Source organism: Anabaena sp. EIM26 (assembly GCF_057568715.1).
Genome location: NZ_JBWNLG010000003.1, coordinates 102,314 through 119,028, shown reverse-complemented (window position 1 = coordinate 119,028; position 16,715 = coordinate 102,314). Strand labels below are relative to the sequence as shown.

General features: G+C 38.6%; 18 protein-coding genes and 3 pseudogenes. 4 read left to right on the top strand and 17 right to left on the bottom strand.

Going from position 1 to position 16,715, the window contains the following annotated elements:
* Positions 1–12: 12 nt before the first annotated feature.
* From recD2 to AC012T_RS27610, 6 genes and pseudogenes are all read right to left on the bottom strand, one after another.
* Positions 13–1,632: pseudogene (gene recD2 / locus AC012T_RS27635) on the bottom strand (SF1B family DNA helicase RecD2); the annotation flags it as partial.
* Between the two features lie 330 nt (positions 1,633–1,962).
* Positions 1,963–2,304 carry a hypothetical protein gene (locus AC012T_RS27630; protein WP_487067216.1) on the bottom strand — a complete coding sequence of 114 codons (342 nt, stop codon included), beginning with the start codon at positions 2,302–2,304 and terminating at the stop codon, positions 1,963–1,965.
* A gap of 1 nt (position 2,305) precedes the next feature.
* Positions 2,306–2,512, bottom strand: coding sequence for a hypothetical protein (locus tag AC012T_RS27625; protein ID WP_487067214.1), 207 nt, complete (start codon positions 2,510–2,512; stop codon positions 2,306–2,308).
* Positions 2,513–2,532: 20 nt separating this feature from the next.
* Complete coding sequence (locus AC012T_RS27620) at positions 2,533–2,658, bottom strand: hypothetical protein (protein WP_487067212.1); 126 nt, start codon at positions 2,656–2,658, stop codon at positions 2,533–2,535.
* A 37-nt stretch (positions 2,659–2,695) separates the two neighbouring features.
* A complete protein-coding gene (locus tag AC012T_RS27615; RefSeq protein WP_487067210.1) occupies positions 2,696–3,346 on the bottom strand; it encodes a restriction endonuclease subunit R in 651 nt (216 codons plus the stop codon).
* Positions 3,347–3,372: 26 nt separating this feature from the next.
* The gene (locus tag AC012T_RS27610) at positions 3,373–5,040 is read right to left on the bottom strand and encodes an AAA family ATPase (protein WP_487067208.1); all 1,668 of its coding nucleotides are present in this window, start codon (positions 5,038–5,040) and stop codon (positions 3,373–3,375) included.
* A gap of 659 nt (positions 5,041–5,699) precedes the next feature.
* On the opposite strand from AC012T_RS27610, the gene AC012T_RS27605 reads away from it, so the two are divergent.
* Positions 5,700–6,278 carry a hypothetical protein gene (locus AC012T_RS27605; RefSeq protein WP_487067206.1) on the top strand — a complete coding sequence of 193 codons (579 nt, stop codon included), beginning with the start codon at positions 5,700–5,702 and terminating at the stop codon, positions 6,276–6,278.
* A gap of 341 nt (positions 6,279–6,619) precedes the next feature.
* Here AC012T_RS27605 and AC012T_RS27600 read toward each other — a convergent pair.
* Together AC012T_RS27600 and AC012T_RS27595 are read right to left on the bottom strand one after the other, a co-directional pair.
* Positions 6,620–7,072: pseudogene (locus tag AC012T_RS27600) on the bottom strand (phosphatase PAP2 family protein); the annotation flags it as partial.
* A gap of 69 nt (positions 7,073–7,141) precedes the next feature.
* On the bottom strand, positions 7,142–7,909 hold the full coding sequence (locus tag AC012T_RS27595) for a COG4705 family protein (protein ID WP_487067204.1): 768 nt from the start codon (positions 7,907–7,909) through the stop codon (positions 7,142–7,144).
* 391 nt (positions 7,910–8,300) lie between these two features.
* On the opposite strand from AC012T_RS27595, the gene AC012T_RS27590 reads away from it, so the two are divergent.
* Complete coding sequence (locus AC012T_RS27590; RefSeq protein ID WP_487067202.1) at positions 8,301–8,771, top strand: PepSY domain-containing protein; 471 nt, start codon at positions 8,301–8,303, stop codon at positions 8,769–8,771.
* 7 nt (positions 8,772–8,778) lie between these two features.
* Here the strand turns inward: AC012T_RS27590 and AC012T_RS27585 are convergent, their stop codons facing one another.
* The 6 genes from AC012T_RS27585 to AC012T_RS27560 all read right to left on the bottom strand — a co-directional run bounded on the left by AC012T_RS27585 (position 8,779) and on the right by AC012T_RS27560 (position 13,498).
* Positions 8,779–10,011, bottom strand: a complete 1,233-nt coding sequence (locus AC012T_RS27585; protein ID WP_487067200.1) for a sensor histidine kinase — start codon at positions 10,009–10,011, stop codon at positions 8,779–8,781.
* Positions 10,012–10,346: 335 nt separating this feature from the next.
* Positions 10,347–11,021 (bottom strand): response regulator transcription factor, encoded by a 675-nt coding sequence (locus AC012T_RS27580; protein WP_487067198.1) that lies wholly within the window; start codon positions 11,019–11,021, stop codon positions 10,347–10,349.
* Positions 11,022–11,219: 198 nt separating this feature from the next.
* Positions 11,220–11,852: a Rieske 2Fe-2S domain-containing protein gene (locus tag AC012T_RS27575; protein ID WP_487067196.1), complete on the bottom strand. Its 633-nt coding sequence runs from the start codon at positions 11,850–11,852 to the stop codon at positions 11,220–11,222.
* A gap of 80 nt (positions 11,853–11,932) precedes the next feature.
* Positions 11,933–12,913, bottom strand: coding sequence for an aldo/keto reductase (locus AC012T_RS27570; protein WP_487067194.1), 981 nt, complete (start codon positions 12,911–12,913; stop codon positions 11,933–11,935).
* Between the two features lie 61 nt (positions 12,914–12,974).
* The gene (locus AC012T_RS27565) at positions 12,975–13,370 is read right to left on the bottom strand and encodes an MFS transporter (protein WP_487067192.1); all 396 of its coding nucleotides are present in this window, start codon (positions 13,368–13,370) and stop codon (positions 12,975–12,977) included.
* A 5-nt stretch (positions 13,371–13,375) separates the two neighbouring features.
* On the bottom strand, positions 13,376–13,498 hold the full coding sequence (locus AC012T_RS27560; protein ID WP_487067190.1) for a hypothetical protein: 123 nt from the start codon (positions 13,496–13,498) through the stop codon (positions 13,376–13,378).
* Between the two features lie 357 nt (positions 13,499–13,855).
* Between AC012T_RS27560 and AC012T_RS27555 the strand changes: the two genes are divergently transcribed.
* Positions 13,856–14,941 carry a tyrosine-type recombinase/integrase gene (locus tag AC012T_RS27555; RefSeq protein WP_487067188.1) on the top strand — a complete coding sequence of 362 codons (1,086 nt, stop codon included), beginning with the start codon at positions 13,856–13,858 and terminating at the stop codon, positions 14,939–14,941.
* A gap of 48 nt (positions 14,942–14,989) precedes the next feature.
* Here AC012T_RS27555 and AC012T_RS27550 read toward each other — a convergent pair.
* The 3 genes and pseudogenes from AC012T_RS27550 to AC012T_RS27540 form a co-directional block, all read right to left on the bottom strand.
* A pseudogene (locus tag AC012T_RS27550) lies at positions 14,990–15,364 on the bottom strand (four helix bundle protein); the annotation flags it as partial.
* Positions 15,365–15,414: 50 nt separating this feature from the next.
* The gene (locus AC012T_RS27545; protein WP_487067435.1) at positions 15,415–15,651 is read right to left on the bottom strand and encodes a Uma2 family endonuclease; all 237 of its coding nucleotides are present in this window, start codon (positions 15,649–15,651) and stop codon (positions 15,415–15,417) included.
* A 58-nt stretch (positions 15,652–15,709) separates the two neighbouring features.
* Positions 15,710–15,973: a Uma2 family endonuclease gene (locus AC012T_RS27540; RefSeq protein WP_487067186.1), complete on the bottom strand. Its 264-nt coding sequence runs from the start codon at positions 15,971–15,973 to the stop codon at positions 15,710–15,712.
* 374 nt (positions 15,974–16,347) lie between these two features.
* On the opposite strand from AC012T_RS27540, the gene AC012T_RS27535 reads away from it, so the two are divergent.
* The gene (locus AC012T_RS27535; protein WP_487067184.1) at positions 16,348–16,638 is read left to right on the top strand and encodes an HNH endonuclease; all 291 of its coding nucleotides are present in this window, start codon (positions 16,348–16,350) and stop codon (positions 16,636–16,638) included.
* Positions 16,639–16,715 lie beyond the last annotated feature (77 nt).

Genomic DNA, 16,715 nt, shown 5'->3' with positions numbered 1-16,715 from the left:
AGAGAGGAGCGCGGGATAATACCCGCCTTCGACTCTACCAACAGGGTTATCATTGATGCGTTCAATTGTCGGATACTGTCCCCTGTTGATTTCGTGGGCTGCGGTAATAATTGCACTTTGTTGGGCTTGGCGAAATACCTGAGTTAGTCGCACTACAGGCACTCTCCCAGAATTTATCAGGTCAGCAAGTACACTACCTGGTCCCACTGATGGCAACTGGTCAATATCTCCTACCAATAAAAGTTGTGCGCCTGCTGAGACTGCTTTGACTAAGGCGTATGCTAAAAATAAATCTAACATACTGGCTTCATCAACAATAATTGCTGTCTGAGGTAACGGATTATCGTTGTCAGATTTAAAACCCCTGGTTCTGGGGTCGAATTCCAATAAACGATGTATGGTTTTTGCTTCTAAACCAGTCATTTCCGCCAAACGTTGGGCAGCCCTTCCAGTTGGTGCGGCTAAAGCAATGGATTTACCCATGGCCTTCCATAAACTGACTATGGTATGGGTAGTGAACGTTTTACCAACACCTGGACCACCTGTAAGAATCATAATTGGGGAATAAGCCGCCATTTCTACAGCTTCCTGTTGCTGTTGGGAAAGTTCAATTTTTTGAGTTTGTGTAAATCTTTCTAGCCAAGCACGAACGCGGGGAATGTCAGTAGTAACAGGCTGACTCAAACGCTGATGTATTAGTTGGGCTAGATTTTGTTCGGTGTGAAAATAGGTAGGCTTGTAGCAAAGTAATGTATCACCATCCTTTTCTCTGATTAACTCATCTTTCAAAGCCATGTCTGTGATAGTTTGAGTTATTGCCTCTTCTGTGGGCTGATGAGATTCAGTAGTCAGCAGTTTGATTACCGACTCAATTAGTTCTGGTTGTGGTAAGTAGCAATGCCCATCTTCTGCGGCTTCACTCAAAGCATGAACAAGTCCAGCACAATATCTAAACTGAGAATCAGGTGCAACTCCTAAATTACGGGCTATTTTATCAGCAGTGAGAAAACCAATACCGTAGATGTCAGTCGCTAATTGGTATGGATTATAATTAACCGTAGCGATCGCCCTATCCCCATAGTGTTTGTAAATTTTGACTGCATAGATAGTAGAAACGCCATGTCCTTGTAAAAACACCATCACTTCTTTGATAGCTTTTTGGGTTTCCCAGGCGTTTTTTATCAACTTGATTCGTTTTTTGGCTATGCCATTCACTTCAATTAAACGGTCAATCTGATTTTCAATGATTTCTAGGGTTTCTACTCCAAAATGGGCAACAATTCGTTTTGCTGTGACTGGACCAACACCTTTTATTAATCCACTGCCCAAATACTTTTCAATCCCTGTAAGTGTAGCTGGTTTAGTTTCTTTATAGTTGATAACTTGAAATTGTGATCCATATTGGGAATGTTCACGCCAGAAACCCGTTAGTTGTAGTGTTTGTCCTGGCTGAATATTAGCAAAACTACCAACAATGGTTGTTAAATCTTTGATACTGGAACGAGTTAATCGTGCCACTGTGTAGCCAGACTCCTCCGAGTAAAAAGTGAGCCGTTCTACTACTCCCGTAATGGTTTCTTGGGGAACAGAAGCATTTATTTGTTGGGAAGTTGGGTTTGGTACAGTGGACATTGTTTACTCAAATTATGCTGAGTGCAGTCACCAGTCATCACAAAGTTGTATTTTAAAGACAATAAGAGTAAAATTATAGTACATATCTACCAAGCGACATCAAGATTTTTAATTACATAGAATCATCAGATACGAGTATTGGGTAGCCCATGAAATACACCCATTATTGGGGTATACACAATGGCGACGGTCTTTACCTTGGGATTTGCGACGATTCGATGATTTTAATTAACTATTTGGGCAGTTGCCGTGACTGCCTAAATTCTTAGAGGAAAACTTTTATAGTACATAAAAACTAAAAAATTCTTAGAGGAAAATCCAAAAGATGCGTTATTCTCTCAAATAATCTATCACTGCTTCCAAGTCTGCCATAGCTTGATTAAATCTACTTAGCATAGCTTCTGCCACTTCTGGTTCAGCATTAATATTTGCTAATTTCTCTCTCACCACACGGTCAAGAGCTTCTACCCACAATGATAAATTGGTATTTTGTACTGCTTTTAATAACCCCATGTTAGTAAGTACGGACAAATGAAATCCAAGCTCGTCTTGTCCACCGTAACCCAGATATCCGTTACTCAGTTCTAGTTTTTCTGGGGTAAATTCAAAATATTGGTCTGAAGTAATTCCACTGGGTTCTAGTTGAGGTTGTGGTAATGGTGTTTGAGTCATATTAAGATTGTTTTACAGGTAATTGTGACATTTGCAAAACACGGTCATTCCAAGTGTCAAGTTCTTGATTAACTTGATTTCTGGCTTCTGTGTCGTTCCAGATTTGCTCCCACTTAAACAACCAGCGTGTGAAAAAGCGCCCTAAGTTAGCTAACTCAAAAGCATGGTCAAATTCTACATCTGGGGCTATCCATTCAATAAAATACATTGTTTCTCTAATCAAATTTTTTACGAATTATTATTACTGTCTTGTAATAAATCCTGAATTTGTTTTAAGTGGTTGTTTAAATTATTTAACCTGATAGAAACGTCATCTTTGATAAATGTTGCTTGTAAAGCCGTGAAATTAGTCATCCTAGAAACTCCATAATAATGTGAGCAACTTGTTATTTTATAATACTTTTGTATTATGAATATTTCTTGCTAGTTGACCTAAGCTTTTCAACACTGACAAAACTGTATACAATTCATTCCCCGGATTGAAAATATAAAACAAGCGAGAAAACCCATACTTTGGTATGTTTTCATTAATCAACTTGACGAAGATGAAACTACCGCCATTAGTAATTAGTCCATATATTGCTTTGTCGGGTTTAGAAATTGCCAACATATAAGCAAGAATCTGGGCTTTACCTACTTCCACAGAAAAAGCTGCTTGTTTGGATTCAATGACTACTACTACTAGCTGTTCAAACAAAACTAAGACATCAATCTGTCCTTTAACCGTTACACCAGCATCTTCAGCAACAATTTCTACAGATTTTTCTGATTTAACATGAAATGGAGATAGGTAAAAGTCTGCTAAATCTAACAGGGGAGACAACACCACCATCTTCACAGTATTTTCAAGTAGAGGTGGGTACTTAAGCAAATTGGCATAGCTGGCTTTAACTCTGTTAAGTTGTTGTTTTTCTAATTGTGTAATTTCTGGCAATTCAACAAACAACTCTGTAAAAAATTGCTCATCTTCAACCAATTGAAGTCGAAATTCTGTCTCTAATTCCAGCAAAGTGATGTCTTTAGCCTGTATTGTTTGAATCATAGCAATTTATTTCCTTATTAATAACTTCAACCACCAAATATATCAACATTACTAATTGCGTACTCTGATGAATCTATGGTCGAAGATGGCAACCCCTGAAGTTCAGCTTTGTTCCTCATACTTTCCACCTTATCTGCTTCTCTAATAGCTAATGGATTGATTTGTTGACGTTCTGCTAACAACGTCGCCACTGAAATCTCCAATGCTGGTAGTTTCCCATTGGTAGGTACAGGCATATCTTCTGGAAACATTTGACAGAAAGTAGTAGCCGCAGCCCTCTCAACAATAGTTTGGATTTCTGCACCTACACAACGATTAGTTTCTTTGAGTATTCGTCGCCATTCCTCTTGACTGTAAGGGTCAATTTTACCAGAAACATCACCACTAAATCTATCATCAAATCTAGCACAGTGAAGCTTAAAAATACTGTGTCTTTCTCCATAATTAGGCAAGTCTACTTTATAAATGTAGTCAAATCTTCCTGCCCTAGTTAATTCTGGTGGTAGCCATTCTAAGCGGTTGACACTAGCAATTACAATTACATCACTGGTACGTTCTTGCATCCAAGTGAGTAACTGTCCTGCTAACCTTTTAGCTATATCATCATCTCCGGCAAATCCCTTATCAAAGTCATCAAAATAAATAACAACTTCATTCAAACAGTCTACTAAATTTAGTAATTGTTTTAGTCTTCTTTGAGCTTCATTACCATAGCTTCTCAAATTACCCCAATCTACTAAAATCAAGGGAACACCTAAAATCTGGGAACATACTTTAGCAGAATGTGATTTACCCGTACCTGGAGGACCTACCAGCATTATACCTTTAGGAACTTTGAGTTTGTAGGCTTTGGCAAGGGGGCTAAATAATCTTTTGAATTTCTTAAAAGCCTCCTGCATCAAATCTAATCCTCCCAAGGGAACTTGGGGAGTAGGAATAAACTCAATTCCATAAAGTCTGTTGAGCAAATTAATTTTATATTGGAGTAGTTGTTTAGCTATTGTTTCTGCACTTTTATCATGAGAATGAATTGATTTTAGCCCTTTAATTAAGTCGGAAATATATAGTCCAATCCCGCTACGGACAATTGTAGTTTTATCCATTTCGCTCAAAGTTGATGGTAAAATTCCCTCTTCTTCCTCATTAAGACTTGTAGTAATTTCTGAGATATTAGGCAATTCTTGAGTAACTACAGGGATTTGAGCAGCAAGTTCTGGGTGTAAGTTAGCTTGAGAACCTAAAAGAATAGCGCATTTGATTTTACCAACAGTAGTTTGGGAGAAGGAAAGATTGAGCAACTTTGATTTCACCCATTCAGATATTAAGAAAAACTGCGTTTCTTGGGCTACATTAGCACTAATCCAAGGGTACAGATTCTCAATAATTAATACTCCTTCTCCCTGAAAACATTCCCAAAATTTCAAAATACTAAATTGGTTTTTTACTTCCTTTATTGGTCTCGGAGTATATTCATCAAAATCTTTAAAAGTTAGATGCACATTATCAAAGCATTCAATTTCCTTAATTATCTCTTGTCCTAAATTCCATAGATAGCACTTAATGCCTATTTTTGAGCAATACTGGCAAAGAGAGCGGAGCATTCGATATCTTTCTTGTACAGGAGATTCACAAATAATCACAGGCTCTCCTGTGGTGATGAAGTTAGTCAGTTTTGCTAAGAATAAGGATACCATATTATTATATCCACAAGCTTTTTATAGGATTAGTACCGCAGTGCGAAAGTCAAAATGAATACGGCATTGAGCTTTTCAGTTATCTGAAGTTCACTTGTGCCGTGCTGTACTAGATTTATACCAATTCTGTATGATTATTGAATCTTTGAAAATCCAGATTAGCCAAAAATTTGGCTGACATTGATGAGAGTTTAAGCATACTTACAGCGTACTTAGGAGGTACAAACTGAGAATCAAAACTCAAGCAGCAACGGTGTTTCACCTCCTGCCTTCTGCTGTAACAAGATTTAAATCTGATTTGTATAGCCAAATTCTAATGATAATTTGAGGTTTTAGCTAGGATTAAACTATGTAATTTCTTTCTATCAAATGATAGATGCAGAATGTAAATAAAAATAGATTAAGTTACAGATTTAGAGTAAGAAGAGTGTCTTTAAAATAGGATTATAATCAATACTTTTCTGATTAGTCCACAATTTACAAAAAGGCAGGAGTTAAGAGGCAGGGGGCAGAAGGTTATGAGTATCAATTAAAACTTTAGTTCTGGGTTTAAAGCCCAGTTTAAAGAAAGAATTATACCGAGGCGCGCAGCGCAAAGGAATTATAACTTTTCCCCCTTAATCAAAAGGTATTGGAAGTGTTGTTACTTATACGCAACAATGGTGACTAAATCAGTTCCAGTTTATCCTATTATTTTAATTCCCATCTTCGCTGATACTAAAAATCTCTCTCCTTGTATTAAACCGAATGGTAGTGGTAGCGTGACTGTGGGTGCTGCTGAAGAACGGTTTGGACAAGTGCTAAAATATTATTTTGGTGATTGGGTGCATTCCCAACAAGAAATGCTACCAAGTGGTCATGATCGTCCTTACACCGCAGATTTTGTAATTGTAGAGCCAACAAGTGAGCTATATCTTGATATTGAAGTGGATGAAAGCCATTGTTTTTCTACAGGAGAACCAACACATTTTATTGGCGATGATGATTATAGGAATAAGTGTTTTGTGGATGCTGGATGGGTAATAATTAGGTTTGCAGAGGAACAAGTAGTTAGTCAGCCACAACGCTGTTGTCGCTTTATTGGTAATGTGGTAGCAAAGTTAAGTGGAAATGAATCATTGAGTTACCAGTTTACAGATGTTCCACAACTGACTCCTGTTAAGCAATGGTCAAAGAGAGAAGCAACTTCGTTGAAAAAGAAGAAGTATCGCCAAGCCTACTTGTCAGCTACACCATAAAAATAGCACCGAAGATCACAATCCCCAAATATTCCTGGATCAACAAATGTGATCCATGGATCACAAAATGCAGTTGAAACCTCCGATAACACCTGCGTTCGATGTAAGAAAATCCTTCAAAAGGGTTAGAGGCTTGTAGGAAGAGAGACTGTATTCTCAATAATTAAGATTTATTGAGAATGACTGGAAAACCGGGCTAGATTAAAGTAAATTTTTATAACAGAATCTAAATTTATATTACGAATACTATTTGAATAAGCCGATTCAACTTCAGGGGGAATTCGTTGATGTCGCGCAGCTTGCTGACGGTGAGCGATCGCACCGCCTCCTATAATTTATTTTGCACGACTACTAGGAAAACTAAAAGATTTTTCCGAAATCAAACGATGCCACAGTTCAGGGCGAGGTTTAGAAAAAAACAACTTTAGCCCTGTATTTAAAATTAATCCTCCCAAGCAAGCAAATACAAAAACTTGCGCTTCTTCTCGGTAACTTCGCCACCAAAGTAATAAGACAGTAATACCTGCAACTATAACCACTGTACTAGGATTACCAAGATTTGTCAGAAACAGCATCAAATTATCTAAATTTGGATTGGCAAACTGATGTAGCCATAACAAAAAAGTAGTATCAAAAGCAAAAGTATCTCCCTCCAAAACCTCTTCAGCCAATTTTGCTAAAACAAAAAGAATGAGCAGACAACTAGCAAGTCCAACAATCCCAATTGTGGCAATTAAGGGAGCTAAACGAGGATGTATATAACGCAACCATAAATTATAAATTTGTCGAAGCATAATTTAATATTATTCATCGTTTATAAAAAATACCTAAGTTTAATAAGGCATCATTATTGTTATCTCTAGTTAATCTTGTCGCTCAATCGGTAGTAACGCTGGTTTTTTCTGTTTAAGGCTTAAGTAAATAACCAAACTCGTAATTATAGATAAAAAAAGCATACTAGTTCCAACTGTACCAAAACCAAAGCCTCCATTTGTATTAGGTTGAGATAGTAAATCGCCCAGAGATGCCCCTAGAGGACGAGTCAAGATGTAAGCTAACCAAAATGCTAAAATTGTATTCAACTGGAAGTAATAATAGGCGATAGCTATGATGGCAATTGCAGCGCCAAATATTAGTGTTGATTGTGTATAACCTAATTTCCAAAACTCTGCTAACAGGTCTCCTGTTGCAGTGCCTAAAGCAAATGTAAACAAAACAGCTACCCAATAGAAAAGCTCTCTTTTCATGGTATTGATGGAGTGCATGGCTAATGTTTTTTCATTTGAATACCAAAGCGCAAAAATTACTAATAAGCAAATGCTAAAAATCACAGTCGTTGTAACTAAACTTACTCCAAACTCATCTACTAATCTATCAGTAATGAGTGTGCCGACAATGCTTATTAAAACAACCACAAACCAAAAACTTGCTGGAACATAGCGTTTAATCTTAAATTGATTCAACAGTGCAATTAGTAAAATCGCACTCATAATATAGGATGTCATTCCTAAACCAAGATTCAAAGTTGCTGATAGAAAATCTGCGGCGGTTTCACCTACGGTGGTTGCTAAAACCTTAATAATCCAGAAGTTAATTGTCACTGCTGGAACTCTATTTAATATCTTTTGCATGATCTTTCTCTTTCTTTATTTGTCTGTAAAAGTGAGATTACATCACATCTTCAAATTAGCTGTATTCTCAAAAACTACTGAGTAATTATACTTTAGACGGTAAAAGTCAAGAAATAGTCAAGATTTGATTGAAACCGGAATTTTTTCTGAAAAAAGCATTTAAAATAGCTAAAATATTTAGTTAAATATCAATACCTTTGCCAATTTTTCAAATATAGGGCTGAAACCCAATAAAATCGTTACGATATCAATAGGGTTTCAGGTTTTTGGCAACGGTATTGAAATATATTTGATATTTAATTTATTAAACTCAACCCAAATCTTGACTATTTCTGAATTTTTATTATCTATTGTGAAAATATAAACCGAGAACTACAGGGATTTAATAAGTATGAAAACTTCAACAAAAATTATTTTAGCAGTAGCTTGTGTAGGTGCTTTAGGATTTGCTGGATTGTCGAGAGTTGTATCTGCGAAACAACCACAATCTTCAGTAGAAATTGCCAGTCAACATCATAATACTATCCAAGTTGCTGAAGCCAGTAATGGTGAAAAAAATGATGATGTACAAGACGCTGCAAAATTGCAACCACTAGCTAAAATTACAGCCAAACAAGCACAGCAAGCTGCTGAAGCTTCTGTGGGAGGTAAAGTAAAAAGTGTCAAACTGGAAAACGAAGATGGTAGTCTAATTTATGCTGTAGAAATTGGTCAGCAAGAAGTTACAGTTGATGCTGGCAATGGTAAAGTTCTTTATACTGAAGATGCCAATCAAAAAGATGAGAAAAATGAAGCTACTCATCCAAAAAGCAGTATTCAAGTTAAAGATAATGACCGCGAAACCAATGATGATGGTAAGTAATTAATAGTCAGGAAGTTGGTAAACGGACAATAAAACAACTACCAACTTCTAATTGACTGGTGACATTAATTAAGCCACCATGATTTTGAGCAATAGCAACAGCTATAGACAGTCCTAAACCAGAACCACCTGACCAATAAGAACGAGACTGATCTGCTCGCCAAAACCGCTCAAAAACCTTATCTATATCCTCTGGTGCAATTCCTACACCTGTATCTTTTACTTTAACGTAAATCTGGGAATTGACACGATTAGCTTGAATTTCTACTGTGCCTCCTAACGGTGTGTAATAGATGGCGTTTTCAACTAAATTAGTAAAGAGTCGCGTTAATTGGACTGAATCACCTATTAACTGAAGATTTCCCACTAATTGAGATGTAAAATTAATTTTTTTAGCTGCAAATTGGGGTTTATATAGTTGGATTAAATTCTCTAATATTGGTGTTATATTAATAATATCTGGATGCTGATTGGGAATTTTATCGGTGCGTGCCAATAATAGTAAATCTTCTGTTAGACGAGTCATTTGGTTAGTTGCACTGACTATCGCTTGAAACTTTTCTGCATCTTTGGGACTTATTTCTTCTGGATATTCTAGCGGTAACTCAGCATTAATTTTAATCGCCATTAATGGACTACGTAGTTCATGGGAAGCATCAGCCGTAAACTGTTTGAGTCTTTGAAAACTATCCTCAATTGGTTGCATTGCTTGACGAGTTAGAAAAATTCCGCTAATACTACTAAGAACTAACGTGATAATAATTCCACCACCCAATCCCCAATCTAGTTTTTCGAGAGTTTCATGAAATTCTTCTAAAGATTGACTCACCCTCACATATCCAACTACTTCACCATGATCATTTTTGATGATTGGTACAGTCACTGCTTGGATGGGAATTTTACCATTCTGAACTTGTATAATCTTGTTAGGTAAAAAAGGTAAGGTTAAGACAGTTTTTCCTTGTTGAGTAATCAAATTTCCTTGACTATCAAACCACTGTAATGCTTGATGATAAGCAATCAAGTCTTGGGGATGAAAGTCACTTTCAACTGCAAGATGACCTTTTTCAAACTCTACATTTGCAACCGCAACTTTGCCTATGGCTGTGAGTTTATCTGTTATTTGTGCAGTCAAACTGCGAGTAAAAGCAACTCGAACTGCGATTGCAAATATTCCTAAAAGAGATGCGAACACCAGCAAGTAAGACAACAATAAACGATATCGAATTTTTTGAAACACATTTTTACGGCTATCAAATTATTAGTTATTAGCTGATAACAATTTTATGTGAGTTTGCACATAAACCCTATCCAAGTTGAGAACTTGAGTTTTTTAAGAGGGAACAGGGAAGAGTATAGGATTTGCGAATCAAACCCGATCAAAAAAACTATGGGTTTCAAAGTAGACGTGGTTTAATTATGAAATCCATTAATTAATCAGTTTTTATCTGCTTTTATTTTCGGTCAATTCTTTTTTAAATCCTCTTCTATGTAACTTCATATTTATTTGGGATGACAGATTGTCTGCTGTACATATAAATCAGTATTCAAATGTTTATTTGAATTTTGATTATTTTACTTATGTCCTAGACGATAACCAATACCATAAACATTTTCAATCAAGTCCTCTGAACTTCCAGAAGCTCTAAGTTTATTCCGCAAATTTGTAATATGAGTTTTTATACTTCCTTCTCCTGAAGATTTGTCAAATTCCCAGAGTTTGTCAAGGATTGTCGAACGAGTCACAATTCGATTTGGATTTCTCAAAAAATATTCTAATATCATGTATTCTTTAGGAGTTAACGATAGCATACTCCCCGCATAAGTAACCTGTTGGGTTGTGGGATCTAGTTGTAAATCACCGTGAATTAAAATTGGTGCGCGAACATCTGGACTTCTTCGGGCTAAAGCCCTGATGCGGGCTGCTAACTCTTTTAATTCAAATGGCTTAACTAAGTAATCATCAGCACCAGCATCAAGTCCAATAATCTTATCGTCTGTTGTATCTCGTGCTGTCAGCATGAATATTATGACATTAGATGCAGCAGCACGTAACCGCTGACACAAAGTGATTCCATCTAATTTAGGCAGCATTAAATCCAATAAAATTAACTCATATAATCCTGACACAGACCATTCCCACCCCTCAATTCCATCGGTTGTTATATCTACAATATGGTGTTGTCGTTTTAAATACTCAGCTAAAGGTTTAGCAATGCGCTCGTCATCTTCAATTATCAAAATTCTCATAGACCCTACGCTTATGCTGCTAGTAGTTTTTACGAAAAATCGTCGTTTCCAACACGGTGATGCCTATTAAGTAGGTGAACAGAAAAATTTAAAGGTATGTAAAGAAAACTCAAACTCTTTCCCCCTGCTCCCATGCCTTATCCCAAGAAGAATTATTTACGTTCACCTACTTACCCAACCAGATTTACCACGCTGCTGTTAACGAAGATCCCTTGCTGGTGGGACATCAACCAAACGAACTTGATTCTCCTTAACTACTACCGTCAGCAGCGGCAAGGAACGCCTAGCCGGACCATGAACGACTTTACCCTGAAAATCGTATTGAGAACCATGACAAGGACAAATAAAGTGATTCTCCTGGGGATGCCACTTCACAGTACATCCTAAATGGGTACAAATCGGACGGATGGCGTACTCAGCAATTTTGGGTCCATCTTTAATGATCAAATAATCAACACTGCCATCTGGCAATCCCTTGACGGGAATGGGAATTCCGGGGGTAGCAGTTGTTAGCAATGTATTAACCTGAATCGCTTTGCCATTGATATCCAGTCCCTCAACTCCAGGAAGGTAATTTTGACAACGGGAATTGTAGGGGAACAATGAGCAAAGGGTTTCTAAGTCTACCTCACGACTTTGGCTGGCTTGGGGAAACAGATATCCAATGACTACTGAGGTGAAGCTACTTCCCACCATATAGAGCAAAAAATTCCGTCGCGTTTTTTTACCAGATGGAATTTTGCCATTACCAGGATTTGTTTCTTCCATAACGAGAGCAACACTATCTTCAATAAACTTTAATGCTACTGCCAAATCTCTCGAGACAACCAAATAATCCCCACCGGAAATTTGCCTCCGCCCCGCTTGCTTTGTCGCCCAAAAACAACAACTAAAGTTTAATAAAGCTATCGTTAACGGTTGACAGTACTCATATCAGGGTAGCGTTCGCCTGCTGCTATACCCTTGGGTGCTACACTTTCTAGGCGATTCAATTCTTCTGGGGTGAGAATAATCTCCACTGCGGCAACGTTTTCTTCTAAATAAGTCCGGCGCTTCGTACCAGGAATAGGAACAATATCTTCTCCTTGAGCCAAAAGCCATGCTAAAGCCAGTTGACTAGGAGTTACACCTTTTTCAGTAGCAATTACCTTCACCTGTTCCACTAATTGCAGATTCTTGTCGAAATTTTCACCTTGAAAGCGGGGAGATTTTCGGCGATAGTCATCAGCCGCAAGGTCATCAGGACTAGTGATTGCACCTGATAAAAAACCACGTCCTAGAGGACTGTAGGGAACAAACCCAATTCCCAACTCCCGCACAGTGGGTAAAATTTTATCCTCTGGGTCACGGTTCCAGAGCGAGTATTCTGTTTGCAATGCTGTAATTGGGTAAACAGCATTTGCACGACGAATTGTGGACGGAGCCGCTTCTGACATCCCAATGTAACGCACCTTACCCTGCTGCACTAATTCTGCCATTGCACCAATGGTGTCTTCAATCGGCACAGTGGGGTCAACCCGATGCTGATAGTAGAGGTCAATCACTTCCACCCCCAGCCGTTTTAAAGAAGCATCACAGCAGGAGTGGACATACTCTGGTTTACCGTTGACACCCAGAAAACTGCCATCTTCACCTCGCATATTGCCAAACTTTGTTGCCAGAATAACCTGCTCTCGGTGGTCTTTGATGGCTTTACCAACTAACTGCTCATTAGTAAATGGTCCATACATATCTGCGGTGTCGAGAAAATTAACCCCAAGTTCCAAAGCGCGGTGCAGGGTAGCTACTGCTTCTTGCTCATCACGTCCGCTATAGAACTCAGACATTCCCATACAACCAAGTCCCAGTGCTGAAACAAGCAATCCTTGTTTACCAAGTTTTCTAGTTTTCATCTTTCTTTCACGATATACTCCCCCCTCAGCGTAGCGGATGTGATGTGCATTTGCGTCGCTTTTAAGGTAGTGAAATACTGAACGAAAAAATGGGATTTTCAATAAGAGGTAAGGGTGTGAGGTGAACTCTAAACATCCGGAGCATAAATGCTATGAGCGCGGGAGTCAACCCACAAAGAAACACATACCGCCAAGATGTAGACGGATTTCCTGCTAACAACACACCCGCAATTTGTGAATTCACAAATGTGGCTAAAAATAAGCCCATCGGTGCGGAAGTATACAGCAATGCTCCAGCTTCAACACGCGATCGCTCTGGCATCACTTCTGCCACCATCGATGCACCAGCTGCCCATTCGCCGCCAATGCCTAAACTAGCAATAACGCGGAAAAACACTAAAACTTCCATATTTGGTGCAAAGGCACAAAAAAATGTCCCTAAGGCATAAAGTAACATTGTGATCAATAAAGTTTTTGTGCGTCCGATGCGATCGCACACATAGCCAAACCGATTAGCAAAATCGAGGTTAATAATCCTGTCCAGTATAGAGTCGCGGCTTTTGCTTCAACAGAGCCAATGGTCAATTTCAATAATGTCGGTACACAGTTCGGTGCTACATATTTAGCCGTTCTCCTGTTGCGTGGAGTGGAGCGGAGCGTCTCGTAGAGAAACCCCTCCAGGACGCTTGTACTCCGCCCCAGTTCAAGCTCCCCCGTAACCGCACGCACCAGATCGTTTTTGGTGCGTTAACCATATTGCACCGCCAAATTTATTCAAAATTCAAATGTCCACAAATTGTGGACATTTTGCCAACGAGCGAACGCCAAGTTAGACATGAAGTTCCCTGCATATCCACGGAAGGGTAGAATAAAATAAAAGCTTCCTGAAAGAGTCCTTCCAGGAAGCTAGATGTTAGTTGTTATGTGATGGTTATTTCTTTCATGGATATCACTAATGTTGAGGTTAGCCCGGTAGAAATTCTCCCTCCCTCCTCCAGTAAAGTTGTATCTCGTGATACTGCTCAACCTGTGACCGCCGAATTAGTAGAGTCGGTAATTCGTCAATATTATTACCGCACACCTGCTGTAGCAAATGATGAGGAGTTGATCTTGGCTTGGGCAGGGTCGCAAAATCGAGAACAAACTAAGCGAAAATACTATCGCTTTGGTCAAAAATTACTCGCTTGGTTGGAAAATCAAGGTGTACGGGATTTGAGATTAGTTCAGCCACCAAAGTTACTGGAATTTATCGCTAGTTGGGGTGAGGTTTCCCCTTATACTAAATCTAACCAGGTGCTAATGTTGCGATCTCTTTGGAGTTATGGGCATGGGGAGAATGTTGGCTATTTTTTACGGAATATCGCCAGTACCATAAATTACGATAATTTCAGTGACTTACCGAAGGCAGAGCGTTATCTCGAAGATTGGGAGATGGCGCAGTTGGCTGATGTTGCCCAGCGATTGGGGGAACAGCACTGGCTAGTTTTTTCTTTGCTTTTTTATAGTGGGATGCGGGTGGGTGAAGTGGGTCGGGTGACGGTTCCTGGTGATAAGCCGGGTCAACCCAAGGAAGATTATCCGGGTTTATATTGGCACAACTTTAAATGGCAGCCCGACCCGATACCGTCAGATAGGTATAGGGGATATTACACAATTAAGTTTCGGGGGAAGGGGGGGAAGTACCGGGAGATTGGTTTGGACCACCAGACTTCGCTGATATTTAAGAAGTACCGAGGGATGGCAGGTGAGAAGATGCCAGTGTTTCCGAATCTGTCACCTGACCCGAAAAAACGGGGTTTGCCATTGAGTGACCGAGCGATTAAAAGGTTAATTCAGGATATATCTTATGTGGCGAAGGTGAAGTTTTCTTGCCACTGGTTACGCCATTCCCACGCGTCGCGGGCGGTGGATAGTAAATCACTGTTTGAGGTGCAAGACCAGTTGGGGCATAGTAAGAGTGATACGACTAAGACCTATGTTCGTTCTAAAAAGGATGCGGGAACGGGGACTGTGTTGCCGAGGTTTTGAGAAGAAATGTGCGCCATGGCGCACAAAGAGGAAAAGGGGCAGGGAGCGGGGAGATGGATTGTTGATTATAGTTACTAGAATGCCTAATACTTGGTTGTAGGTTCTATAAAGTTCTCTACCTGTATCAACTTCTAAATAACCACATTTCACAGCAAAAGTAAGCCAAGTCTGAGTTTCTGCTGCTTCTGCTTCTACATCATTCAACTTAGCAATAAAAGCAGCCTCATAACGACGTTTTCTCCATGCTTCTGCCAGATTTGCACAGACAGACGGTGATGATCTACGAATTTGATCTGTCAATGAATACTTCTCTTCAACAGGAAACTTTTTAGATAATTCAAAAATTTTCATGGCAACATCTAAAGCCATTTTATATACTTCCAAGTCTTCATGACTTTTACTTTTAATAGGCTCTCTTTCCATTCCCCCTGCTCCCTGCCTTGCCATAACGACAATTTTTAACGCCTACCTACTTAAAACCCTTGTAGCAAACGTTGAATAGAAATTAAAATTTCTGGAAATGCTAACGGAGATATTTCACCTAAAGTCAAGGTTAATTCTTGGGAGTAATCACCATTTATTGGCTCTCTAAACACTTTTACTTGTTGATTCTTTAAATCTACTACCCAATATTCAGGAATTGATGCAGCAGCATAGGTTTTGCGTTTTACATCTAAATCTTTATTCAGGGTAGTTTTAGAATATTCGATTAACCAAAATATATTTTCAGGATAAGGATGGCGACTGCGATAAATAGCACGCTGTGGTTCAAAAGAGTGCTAAATCTGGTTCTGGTTCTGAATTACTTTCACCAATAGTAATAGGTTTTGCATCTCTTACCAATGCTTTTGAACCGAGTAATTCCCGCAAATACTCAGCAGAGTCAGTATTAATTTGTGCGTGTTCTGGTCCTTCCGGTGCCATGTTGATAATTTCTCCATTTAGTAGTTCAACCTGACGACTAGCTAAAAAGCCAATTTCAATCATGCGATGATAGTCGTCTAAACTCCATTTAGCAGTAGTAACTGTCATGGTGAGTTTTCCTTGCATCCAGGGTGATGATTTTCATTTTAAGCTCAAAATTCAATACAAAGATGAGATATTCTGACTAAGTAGGTAGGCTCAAATAAACCTAACTATGTAACGAAATGTAAAATGCTCGAAACCGTTGCGATTGCTTCACTTCGCTCCTTTCGCAATGACATAGTTATAAATTTTCCCACCCACCTACTTACTGAATCTTGAATTCTCTTTCTTTGATGAGGAATTTACATCTAATCTTCAGTTTTTCAACTTCTAGCTGAACCTTGATTGCTGAATGCAGAAGCTAAAAATTAAATCACAAAAAAATGTTGTTGTTTATTTTATAATAATATAATATCACAATCCTAAAGTTTAATTTAATCATGGTGTACCAAAAGCACTGGAAAGAATTAGCTAAAAACATTAAAGAAAAAGCTGATTGGTCTTGTCAAAAATGCGGTCGTGTTTGCTTACGTCCTGGTGAAAAACCACCTGACAATATTAAACCCCGTGCCTATAACCTGCAAGTGCATCACCACAATATGAATCCTGCCGATAACAGGGTTGAGAACCTGATCCCGGTCTGTTCTGGATGCCACCTTAATTATCATCGTGGTGGTAAGGGTAATGTTTCTGTTGGTCAATTATCTCTATTTGATCTGTCAAAATTTTAGATTTTATTCATTGGAGATGTAGATATTTTCTTGAAGAGAAATGGAAAAACAAGATACACAATTATTTATCTGTATTT

Excerpts from the sequence above, each read along its gene's own strand:
- AC012T_RS27615 (WP_487067210.1), bottom strand. The coding sequence starts at position 3,346 with ATGATTCAAACAATACAGGCTAAAGACATCACTTTGCTGGAATTAGAG.
- AC012T_RS27555 (WP_487067188.1), top strand. The coding sequence starts at position 13,856 with ATGGATATCACTAATGTTGAGGTTAGCCCGGTAGAAATTCTCCCTCCC.
- AC012T_RS27620 (WP_487067212.1), bottom strand. The coding sequence starts at position 2,658 with ATGACTAATTTCACGGCTTTACAAGCAACATTTATCAAAGATGACGTT.
- AC012T_RS27540 (WP_487067186.1), bottom strand. The coding sequence starts at position 15,973 with ATGACAGTTACTACTGCTAAATGGAGTTTAGACGACTATCATCGCATG.
- AC012T_RS27595 (WP_487067204.1), bottom strand. The coding sequence starts at position 7,909 with ATGCAAAAGATATTAAATAGAGTTCCAGCAGTGACAATTAACTTCTGG.
- AC012T_RS27570 (WP_487067194.1), bottom strand. The coding sequence starts at position 12,913 with ATGAAAACTAGAAAACTTGGTAAACAAGGATTGCTTGTTTCAGCACTG.
- AC012T_RS27580 (WP_487067198.1), bottom strand. The coding sequence starts at position 11,021 with ATGAGAATTTTGATAATTGAAGATGACGAGCGCATTGCTAAACCTTTA.
- AC012T_RS27590 (WP_487067202.1), top strand. The coding sequence starts at position 8,301 with ATGAAAACTTCAACAAAAATTATTTTAGCAGTAGCTTGTGTAGGTGCT.
- AC012T_RS27565 (WP_487067192.1), bottom strand. The coding sequence starts at position 13,370 with ATGTTACTTTATGCCTTAGGGACATTTTTTTGTGCCTTTGCACCAAAT.
- AC012T_RS27625 (WP_487067214.1), bottom strand. The coding sequence starts at position 2,512 with ATGTATTTTATTGAATGGATAGCCCCAGATGTAGAATTTGACCATGCT.
- AC012T_RS27605 (WP_487067206.1), top strand. The coding sequence starts at position 5,700 with ATGGTGACTAAATCAGTTCCAGTTTATCCTATTATTTTAATTCCCATC.
- AC012T_RS27610 (WP_487067208.1), bottom strand. The coding sequence starts at position 5,040 with ATGGTATCCTTATTCTTAGCAAAACTGACTAACTTCATCACCACAGGA.
- AC012T_RS27535 (WP_487067184.1), top strand. The coding sequence starts at position 16,348 with ATGGTGTACCAAAAGCACTGGAAAGAATTAGCTAAAAACATTAAAGAA.
- AC012T_RS27630 (WP_487067216.1), bottom strand. The coding sequence starts at position 2,304 with ATGACTCAAACACCATTACCACAACCTCAACTAGAACCCAGTGGAATT.